Genomic DNA, 9,233 nt, shown 5'->3' on the forward strand with positions numbered 1-9,233 from the left:
CCTGGTGGGCCTATTACGAACTGGGCTGGGGCGGCTGGTGGTTCTGGGACCCGGTAGAAAATGCCTCTCTGCTACCGTGGCTGGCGGGCACTGCCCTGATTCATTCTTTGGCAGTCACGGAAAAACGCAACATGTTCCGGGCCTGGACCGTGCTGCTTGCCATCATCGCGTTCTCTCTGAGTCTGCTGGGAACCTTCCTGGTTCGCTCCGGGGTGCTGACCTCCGTGCATGCGTTTGCCAATGATCCGGAGCGGGGCACCTTTATTCTGGTTTTCCTGAGTGTGGTGGCGGGTGGCGCGCTGACCCTGTTTGCCTTTCGTTCCTCCGCCCTTACCAATAACAAGGGCTTCAAACCGGTGTCCCGGGAAGCCTTCTTGCTGGGTAACAATCTGATTCTTCTCACCGCCACCTTTGTAGTGTTGGTAGGTACTATCGCCCCGTTGTTCTTCGAAGCCATGGATCTGAAAATTTCCATTCGCAGCCCTTACTTCAATGGTTTCTTCGTGCCGCTGACCCTGGTGCTGATCCTGTTGATGGTGCCGGGGGTGTTCAGTAACTGGAAGCGCCAGGATGGCAACGGCTTGCTGAAAAGGATGGCGTTGCTGGCCCCGGCGGCAATCATCGCCGGCTGGTTTGGCGCACAGCTTCCCGAGCCCTCACCCTGGCAGGGAGTGCTGGCTATCATGCTGGCCCTGTTCCTGGTGTTTGCCCATATGGATGACGTGGTGCGCCGGGCCAGAGCCTATGGTCAGGGGTTCTTTACCGGCCTGGGCAAGCTTGGCCGAGGTTACTGGGGCATGGTCATGGCCCACTGTGGCCTGGCGGTGCTGGTGGCCGGTATTACCCTGGTGAGCTTCCACGAAGTGGAAAGGGATATTCGCATGGGACCGGGCGATCAGGCTGCGATCGGTGATTATGTGTTTACCTTCGACAGCATGGATCGTTACGACGGCCCCAACTTTGATGCCACCCGGGGCCACTTCCACGTCACCCATAAAGGCGAACCGGAAGCCATCATGCATCCGGAAAAACGCACGTACCACGCCAGCGGCCAGATCATGACGGAAGCGGCCATCGATGCGGGTTTCTGGCGCGACCTGTATGTGGCCATGGGTGAACCGCTGGATGATGGTCATGCCTGGGCCGTGCGTATCTATTTCAAACCCGGAATTCGCTGGATCTGGCTCGGCGCTTTGATCATGGCGCTGGGGGGGGCTGTGGCCCTGTCCGACAAACGCTACCGTCGCCTGCGATTTGCGACCAGCGAAGAAGGAGTCTCCCATGAAAGCTAATTCTCCCTGGGTATTTCTGCCGCTGGTCGGCTTTGTGTTGCTGGCGGTGCTGCTGGCCAGTGGCCTGGGCCGTGACCCGCAGGAATTACCATCGGCACTGGTGGGCAAACCGGTGCCGAACTTCAGCTTGCCGTCACTGATGACCGACAAGACCCTGACGCAAGATTCTCTCAAAGGACGTTGGCAGTTGCTGAATGTCTGGGCCACCTGGTGTCCCACCTGTTATGTGGAGCATCCCTTCTTGCTGGAATTGGCCGCTCGGGGCGTTGCCATTGCCGGTTTGAATTACAAGGATGAAAGCGATCCGGCCCGCCAGTATCTGGCTGAGCATGGCAACCCCTTCACCCATGTGATTGTGGATGCGGATGGTCAGTTGGGTCTGGATCTGGGCGTCTACGGCGCACCGGAAACCTTCCTGATCAACCCGGAGGGCGAGATCGTGCTGCGCCACGCTGGCGACCTGAATGCGCGCGTGTGGCAGGAAAAATTTGTGCCCTTGCTTGAACAGGATCAACAGGGGGGCGAAGCATGACCATGATCCTGCGTATCGCTTTTCTGCTTTGCGTTTCGCTGTCGGCCATTGCCGCTCCCGATATCTACCAGTTTGATACCCCCGAGCAGGAACAGCGTTTTCGGGTATTGCTGGATGAATTGCGTTGCCCAAAATGTCAAAACCAGAGCCTTGCCGATTCCGATGCGGGCATTGCCCAGGATATGCGTGCCCGGGTAGAGGCGATGATTAAAGAAGGAAAAAGCAATGATGAAATCGTGGACTACTTTGTTGCCCGCTATGGCGATTTTGTCAGCTACCGCCCCCCGGTAACGCCTACCACCTCAATTCTCTGGCTGGCGCCCTTGCTGTTGCTGGGCAGTGGCGCTGTGGTCATCGTCCTGCTGTTGCGCCGTGCCAGTGCCAGGGTGGATGAAAGCGATGAGGGCAGTGAGGACAGTGACGTCAATCAGCGGGGAGACCGGTAAATGATGTGGATAGTGATTGCGGTGGGCCTGCTGGTCGCCCTTGGCGCGCTGATATGGCTGCTGTGGCAACGCGAAGCTCGCAAGGCGGGCAAGGTAATGCGCGGTGGCATTGGTATCCCGGTGGTCGTGGTGCTGTTGGCGGCCGCCGGTTATGGCCTGGTCGGCTATAACGAACACACCGGCGACTGGCTCGCCGACAAACAGGAATACCGGTCAGTGGCCCGTGCCATTATTGCCGGCCAGTCACCGGAGCGTGCCGCAACGGATGTGCCTGTCGGTGCCCTGGTGCGTGTTTTGCAGGCGGAGCTGGTAAAGGAACCATCCGCCATGGGCTGGTATGCACTGGGCTCCCTTTACGATCAGGTCGGAGCCCCGGAACAGAGTGAAGAGGCCGCCCGCAAGGCCCTGGCTATGAGTCCGCAGGAGCCAGCCATGCACTTGCTGTTGGCCCGTGCGCTGATACAGAAAGCCGGTGGCAAATTGACCGACCCGGCCTTGGCAGAACTGCGATGGGTGCTGGACCGGGAGCCGGCCCATGATGGTGCCTGGATGATGCTGGCCATGTCCGCTGATCGGGCCGGGCGATACGGCCTGGCCGAGCAGGGCTGGGAGGCACTGTTGTCTCGCCATAGCAATGGTGAAACCGGTGATTTGCTGCGTCGAGGCCTGGAAAATGCTCGCCAGCAAAAGAGGCTGCAGGAAAAGTTTGAGGGTATTGAGGCCGTTGTATCCGCCGAAAACCTGCCCGCAGGGGGTACCGTTTTCGTCTATCTGCGCCAGGCAGGCACCAGTGGCCAGCCCCTTGCCGCCCATCGTCAGGTCGTACCGCAGTTTCCCGCTGTCGTGACCCTGTCTGCCCGGGACTGGCTGCAACGCTACCCGGATGACGGTACGGAGCTGGTCATCGGTGCCCGCTATACTCCCGCCCCCGGCGGGGCGGTGGACCAGGCTGCCATCACAGCCCCGGTCAAGCCGCTGGAACTGCCGCAGGACAGCCCCGCCATGCTGGTTCTGGAGCGCCCCTGATCCGGCCTTCCCCTTGGGGTGCTACCAAGGTAGCACCCTCCTATCACTTGTGAAGAACGGGGCCTCAGGGTAAAGTTGCACCCCTTCGGAGGCCCCTGAGTGGGTCAAACGGAAGGTTCTGCAACAATTTCGCGTCGTCAAAGTGCCCAGCTCTGCGTTAAAACGCCCGAACCGGTTCTCTGGTCCTGTGCGTTATCGCCTTGATTGGGGGCTCTGGCCGGGCTCCCTTGTGACAGAACGTTTCATTTGGCGCCCTGGTGCCTTTTCGACCACAGAACGATGGAGAATCCTATGCGTGTCATCCTGCTTGGTGCCCCCGGTGCGGGCAAGGGCACCCAGGCGCAGTTCATCAAGGAACAGTTCAACATTCCTCAGATTTCCACCGGTGACATGCTGCGCGCTGCTGTTAAAGCAGGCACTCCCCTGGGTTTGGAAGCCAAGAAAGTGATGGATGCCGGCGGTCTGGTGTCCGATGACATTATTCTGGGCCTGGTCAAAGAGCGTATTGGCGAAGACGACTGCGCCAACGGTTTTCTGTTCGACGGGTTTCCCCGCACCATTCCCCAGGCGCAAGCGCTGGTGGAGCAGGGTGTGGATATCGACTTCGTGGTCGAAATCGATGTGGATGATGAAGAGATCATTGAACGCCTGAGCGGTCGCCGTGTGCATCCCTCCTCTGGTCGGGTCTACCACGTCAAATACAACCCGCCGAAAGAAGACGGTAAAGACGATGAAACCGGTGACGAGCTGGTTCAGCGTGACGATGACAAGGAAGAGACTGTCCGCAAACGTCTTGAGGTGTATCAGTCCCAGACCCGCCCGCTGGTAGATTTCTATCAGGACTTGGCCAAGAAAGATGACGCCAAGGCTCCTCGCTATGTGCGTGTGGCCGGTGTCGGCTCCGTGGATGATATTCGCAATCGCGTGTTGGACGCACTGAAAGGCTGAGTCGCCTCAGCTGGCGATTGACCACTAAAAGGGAAGCCTGAGGGCTTCCCTTTTTTGTTGGCGGCTATCCCCGACGTTATGGCAGGAGGCAGGGTAAGCATCCCTGCTGATCTGTCGTGCCCGCATCTCCGGGTGTAATGGCTATCATCTCCGCCGGTATCCAGGATTGCTCATCAGGGTGAACCCGGCGCCACTATCCAGGTTATATAGGGAGGCTCCTTTTCCCGGGGGCTTTTTCTTAATAAAAGTTGCATATTCCTGCTTCGACCCCAAGAAGCCGTAATCAGCCGACCGCGGAGGTAAGTCGGTGATTCGCTGCAGGCGATCGTACTTTATCTTGTGCCTTTAACTCTCTTCTTTGCCCGCTTCTCAACCTGGCAGTGGAAAGCATGCCTGATGAGCTGGTCAACAGGCATGCCGACAGCCTCCCAGGGTGCGGCGTGAACCTGCAGGAAGCGACTCGGAGGTTTCCATGTGGCTGCCTGAATTGAGAGCAGAGCGTTGTTATCTGTGTGCACCATAGGCGTTCATGCTGGGCGTTCTGTTGATCTGCAGCGCTTCTACAGTCTGTTTTTCTGAAAAAAACCCTGGAATGTAACTTTTCTACACAGAAAACAGGCGACGACGTTGTTGCAGGGCGCCATGGGAAAGTCGTTGTTGCTGGAACGGGGTCAATATCTTTTCCTTTGCCACCCTTATCGGTGCGGTTGATGCCACTGTTGTCAGCCGCCTTCCCGGCTTTATATCTCTGTTGCTTTTGCCTGTCATGAGCTGTCTCGATTTAATTTAATAAAACTGCTGAATCAGCTGAAAAAATATTTCTCTGCGGGTTTCATGATCGCTTACCAGGCCATCAGATGGCCTGCTGAAAATGTTTTTGAAGAAACAGAAAAGGAATCAGAAAAGCGGAACAGGGAAATAAGGAAAGCAGCAAATGAAAAAAACAAAAACGAATTGGTCAAATAATGTACCAACTGATTTTTTTTTATGCTATTTTTCGAATTGTCGCAGTACTGATGACAACGCCATAGCTTAGGAGATCAATCATGGCTCGAGCAAAGAAAGCCGCCGCAAAAAAAACTGCGGCGCGTAAGCCCGCAGCAAAGAAGGCTACCGCTGCAAAAGCACCGGCTCTGCCAAAGTCCGTTACTAACGCCGAATCCAAGGTAAAGCTGCAGCAAAAAGCCGTGGACCAGGCTCAGAAAAAAGCCGAGCAGACGCAGGCCAAACTGGACAAGCACCGCGCCAAGATCGATACCGAGAATGGCAAGCTGTCCAAAATGCGCGCCGATGTCGCCGCCAAACGCGACAAAGCGAAGGCTTCTTCCACCGCCGCCGCCAAGCGTGCAGTGGATACGGCACGTGGTCGCATGAATACCGTTCGTTTGAAACTGCAGGATCTGCGTGGTGAAGCCAAACTGATCCGTGCGGAAATCCAGGCGGCCAAGAAAGTGGTCACCCGCGAGGTGAAAAAACTGCGCACCGCCGAGCGCAACATGAAGACCAAGCTGCGTGAGCACGAGCGCAAGCTGGCGAAAAAAGCCAAGGCCGAGCAGAAAAAAGCCGAGCAGAAAGCCAAGGCCGCTGCCAAGAAAGCGGCAGCCAAAGCCAAGCGCGCCGTGAAGAAAAAAACCACCACCCGTAAGAAAGCGGCCACACGCAAGGCGCCTGCCAAGAAAGCGGCAACCAAGGCCCCCGGCAAGAAAGCGGCAGCCAAGCGCAAGCCGGCAGCCAAAAAAGCTGCCACTCGCAAGAGCCCAGCCAAGAAAAAAGCGGCAGCCAAGCGTCCAGCCGCCAAAAAGTCGTCCTGATCCCTCGATCTGGAATGACTGAAAAAAGCCCCGCAAACGCGGGGCTTTTTTTATGATGGCAAACGCAAAAAACCGCGTCTTTCCAAAACGTAGGGTGCACTGAGCCTAAGGCGAACTGCACCGATCCGGCGTTTGATGGTGCAGTTCGCCTTAGGCTCAGTGCACCCTACGCAACCGGCGGCGGTCAGGAACCTTGCCCTGAATCACCGCAAAACTCCCTGATTCCTGTCCTAGGAAAACAACCCTCACTGACCAGTTGCTCCCTCAGCGTGTCATATTCGTGCGCGGGTTGGTGGAGCAGGGCAGGAGGCGGTATAGGCAAAAATGTGACTAGTGGCCAGCTTGACCATGACGACATGCCGGCAGGCCAATGATGCTTTCTTGAAAGCAGTTGATAATGATTCGCGTTAGGGTTAGCATGCCCACTAGAGATTGAGGGATGGCATTCTTATGTACGTATGCATTTGTAAGGGCATTACTGACAACCATATACGGGAAGCGGTCGGCAACGGCTGCGACAGCCTGCGTGATCTTCGTCGGGAACTTGGGGTTGGAAGTCAGTGTGGTAAATGTGCCCGTCATGCCCGCCAAGTGATGCGTGAAGCCCGTAGCGCAGACGAGGCACCCTCCTTCTCGCACCCTTCCTCTGATGGTGTGGTGGTCTACTGGCCCCAAACCGCATAACTAATCGTTCTCATTTACATAAGCGCTTGTATTGCAAGCGCTTTTTTGCATTCCTGCCTTGTCTCTGTCATCTGCTTGCTGAACAATGGGGGTTAACCCAAGTTTAGACCCAAGTTCATCGGACGGAGACAACCCCATGAAAGGCGACGCCAAGGCGATTGAGTACCTGAACCGGGCACTCGGCAACGAACTCGTGGCCATCAACCAGTACTTCCTGCATGCCAAAATGTACAAGGACTGGGGCCTTCAGGCGCTCTATGAAAAGGAATACCACGAGTCCATCGACGAGATGAAGCACGCGGACTGGCTGGTCGAGCGCATCCTGTTTCTTGAGGGCATTCCCAATCTGCAGGATCTGGGCAAGCTGATGATTGGTGAAAACACCAAAGAAATGCTGGAATGCGATCTCAAGCTGGAAAAAATGGCGGTGCCGGATCTGCGTGAAGGTATCGCCTACTGCGAATCCATTCAGGATTACATCAGCCGTAACCTGCTCAAGGACATCCTGGAATCCGAAGAAGAGCACATCGATTGGCTGGAAACCCAGCTCAGTCTGATCAAGCTGGTCGGCATCGAAAATTACCTGCAAAAACAAATGGAAACCGCAGAAGACTGATTGCTGAAGTTTTGAGCGACCGGCGCTTGACTCCCGGCGGGGCTTTGGGAATAATGCGCAGCCTCTCGGGGCGATACAGCAACGAGACATGCACCGGTAGCTCAGTTGGATAGAGCAACTGGCTACGAACCAGTAGGTCGGGGGTTCGAATCCTCCCCGGTGCGCCATATCCCTAAAAGGGCCCGCTAGTTAGCGGGCCCTTTTTCGTTTCGGGCTGGCACAAAATTAACGCCCGCCATCTCCCCTCCGTAGTGGTCTGGTACCGTTTGGGCCACGCCAATTGATCAAATCAATCACCCGCCCTGTACACTGGCCTCATTGCAGGTTGTCGACAATCCCTCTACATTTCCAGAAATCGACGAGAGAGACTCGGAGTGCTGCCGAACAACCCTGGGAGCTTTCCTGTGACGCCCGCTGACTCGGCAGGCCGTCCCCCTCTCGCCTGCGGTGACACAAACCGCCACCGGAACCGTAAAGGAGTGTTCCATGAACACACTGATGGCCCAGGGCCTGGAGCTCATGCTGATCGGCATGGGTGTAGTCTTTTCCTTTCTGATTATTCTCGTGGCCGTAACGTCGTTAATGTCGTTGCTGGTGAAACGCTTCGGGCAAGCGCCAGCCGTGAGTCCCGCCGCGACAACGACCGCAGCACCCGCCGGAGACATGCCGTCCCCCGCGGTGATCAAGGCCATTGAAAAGGCGGTGCGTCAGCACCGGCAGTCCCAGCAATAACCGGAATTTTTCCATGAGTGATCTCAAGCCTCTGGGCATCACCGATGTGGTGCTGCGCGACGCGCATCAGTCCCTCTTCGCCACACGCATGCGTCTGGATGACATGCTGCCCATTGCCGCAGAACTGGACGACATTGGATTCTGGTCCCTGGAATCCTGGGGCGGCGCCACCTTTGATGCCTGCATCCGTTATCTGGGCGAAGACCCCTGGGAGCGTATCCGCGAGCTGAAAAAGGCCATGCCCAACACGCCGCAACAGATGTTGCTGCGCGGACAGAACCTGCTGGGCTACCGCCACTACGCCGACGATGTGGTCGACGCCTTTGTGGAACGCGCCGCCGAAAACGGCGTGGACGTGTTCCGGGTGTTCGATGCCATGAACGACATGCGCAACATCGAGCGCGCCATCGCCGCCGTCATCAAGCAGGGAAAACATGCACAGGGCACCATCGCCTACACCGTCAGCCCGGTGCATACCCTGGATATGTGGGTAGAGCAGGGCAAGGTGATCGAACAGATGGGCGCCCACTCCGTGGCCATCAAGGACATGGCCGGCCTGCTGCGCCCCAATGTGGCCTTTGAGCTGGTCAGCCGCCTCAAGCAGACGCTGTCCATTCCGGTGCACATGCAGTGCCATGCCACTACGGGTCTTTCCACTGCGACTGCACTGAAAGCGGCCGAGGCCGGCATTGATAATGTGGACACCGCCATCTCGTCCATGTCCATGACCTACGGCCACAGCCCCACCGAGTCCGTGGTGGCCATGCTGGAAGGCACAGACCGTGACACCGGCCTGGATTTGAAAAAACTCAATCGTATCGCTGGCTACTTCCGTGAAGTGCGCAAGAAGTACGCCCAGTTTGAAGGCAGCCTGCGCGGTGTGGATGCCCGCATCCTGGTCGCCCAGGTGCCCGGCGGCATGCTCACCAATATGGAAAGCCAGCTGAAAGAGCAGGGCGCCACCGACCGTTTCGACGAAGTGCTGCAGGAAATTCCCGCCGTGCGCGAAGACCTGGGCTTTATTCCCCTGGTCACGCCCACCTCCCAGATCGTTGGCACCCAGGCAGTGCTCAATGTGCTATCGGGTGAACGCTACAAGGCACTGAGCAAGGAAACCCGTGGCGTACTGCGCGGCGAATACGGCGC

At 57.2% G+C, this 9,233-nt stretch carries 10 protein-coding genes and 1 tRNA gene; all 11 read left to right on the top strand.

The genetic code is table 11. From position 1 onward, the window contains the following. Positions 1 to 1,292, top strand: a 1,292-nt coding sequence (locus tag HUJ17_RS15530) for a heme lyase CcmF/NrfE family subunit (RefSeq protein ID WP_290511546.1), incomplete at its 5' end; no start/stop codon positions are given. Then, positions 1,282 to 1,824, top strand: a complete 543-nt coding sequence (locus tag HUJ17_RS15535; protein WP_290511547.1) for a DsbE family thiol:disulfide interchange protein — start codon at positions 1,282 to 1,284, stop codon at positions 1,822 to 1,824. The genes HUJ17_RS15530 and HUJ17_RS15535, both read left to right, overlap by 11 nt. Further along, positions 1,821 to 2,270 carry a cytochrome c-type biogenesis protein gene (locus HUJ17_RS15540; RefSeq protein WP_290511548.1) on the top strand — a complete coding sequence of 150 codons (450 nt, stop codon included), beginning with the start codon at positions 1,821 to 1,823 and terminating at the stop codon, positions 2,268 to 2,270. Before HUJ17_RS15535 ends, HUJ17_RS15540 begins: the two co-directional genes overlap by 4 nt. Beyond that, positions 2,271 to 3,296, top strand: coding sequence for a tetratricopeptide repeat protein (locus HUJ17_RS15545; protein WP_290511549.1), 1,026 nt, complete (start codon positions 2,271 to 2,273; stop codon positions 3,294 to 3,296). 291 nt (positions 3,297 to 3,587) lie between these two features. Then, entirely contained in the window at positions 3,588 to 4,244 is a 657-nt protein-coding gene (adk, locus tag HUJ17_RS15550) for an adenylate kinase (RefSeq protein ID WP_290511550.1), read from the top strand. A gap of 1,046 nt (positions 4,245 to 5,290) precedes the next feature. After that, a complete protein-coding gene (locus tag HUJ17_RS15555) occupies positions 5,291 to 6,055 on the top strand; it encodes a hypothetical protein (RefSeq protein ID WP_290511551.1) in 765 nt (254 codons plus the stop codon). 450 nt (positions 6,056 to 6,505) lie between these two features. Beyond that, complete coding sequence (locus HUJ17_RS15560) at positions 6,506 to 6,739, top strand: bacterioferritin-associated ferredoxin (RefSeq protein ID WP_082844720.1); 234 nt, start codon at positions 6,506 to 6,508, stop codon at positions 6,737 to 6,739. A 136-nt stretch (positions 6,740 to 6,875) separates the two neighbouring features. Then, positions 6,876 to 7,355, top strand: a complete 480-nt coding sequence (bfr, locus tag HUJ17_RS15565) for a bacterioferritin (protein WP_063509138.1) — start codon at positions 6,876 to 6,878, stop codon at positions 7,353 to 7,355. Positions 7,356 to 7,445: 90 nt separating this feature from the next. After that, positions 7,446 to 7,522, top strand: a tRNA-Arg gene (locus HUJ17_RS15570). A 319-nt stretch (positions 7,523 to 7,841) separates the two neighbouring features. Beyond that, on the top strand, positions 7,842 to 8,087 hold the full coding sequence (locus tag HUJ17_RS15575; protein WP_063508651.1) for an OadG family transporter subunit: 246 nt from the start codon (positions 7,842 to 7,844) through the stop codon (positions 8,085 to 8,087). A gap of 13 nt (positions 8,088 to 8,100) precedes the next feature. Then, positions 8,101 to 9,233, top strand: a 1,133-nt coding sequence (locus HUJ17_RS15580; RefSeq protein ID WP_290511552.1) for a pyruvate carboxylase subunit B, incomplete at its 3' end; no start/stop codon positions are given.

The organism is Alcanivorax sp. (assembly GCF_014762765.1).
Classification (GTDB): Bacteria; Pseudomonadota; Gammaproteobacteria; order Pseudomonadales; family Alcanivoracaceae; genus Alcanivorax.

Bases quoted from the DNA above. Each gene is read 5' to 3' on its own strand.
- HUJ17_RS15545 (WP_290511549.1), top strand. From the start codon at position 2,271: ATGATGTGGATAGTGATTGCGGTGGGCCTGCTGGTCGCCCTTGGCGCG.
- HUJ17_RS15535 (WP_290511547.1), top strand. From the start codon at position 1,282: ATGAAAGCTAATTCTCCCTGGGTATTTCTGCCGCTGGTCGGCTTTGTG.
- HUJ17_RS15575 (WP_063508651.1), top strand. From the start codon at position 7,842: ATGAACACACTGATGGCCCAGGGCCTGGAGCTCATGCTGATCGGCATG.
- HUJ17_RS15555 (WP_290511551.1), top strand. From the start codon at position 5,291: ATGGCTCGAGCAAAGAAAGCCGCCGCAAAAAAAACTGCGGCGCGTAAG.
- bfr (WP_063509138.1), top strand. From the start codon at position 6,876: ATGAAAGGCGACGCCAAGGCGATTGAGTACCTGAACCGGGCACTCGGC.
- HUJ17_RS15540 (WP_290511548.1), top strand. From the start codon at position 1,821: ATGACCATGATCCTGCGTATCGCTTTTCTGCTTTGCGTTTCGCTGTCG.
- HUJ17_RS15560 (WP_082844720.1), top strand. From the start codon at position 6,506: ATGTACGTATGCATTTGTAAGGGCATTACTGACAACCATATACGGGAA.
- adk (WP_290511550.1), top strand. From the start codon at position 3,588: ATGCGTGTCATCCTGCTTGGTGCCCCCGGTGCGGGCAAGGGCACCCAG.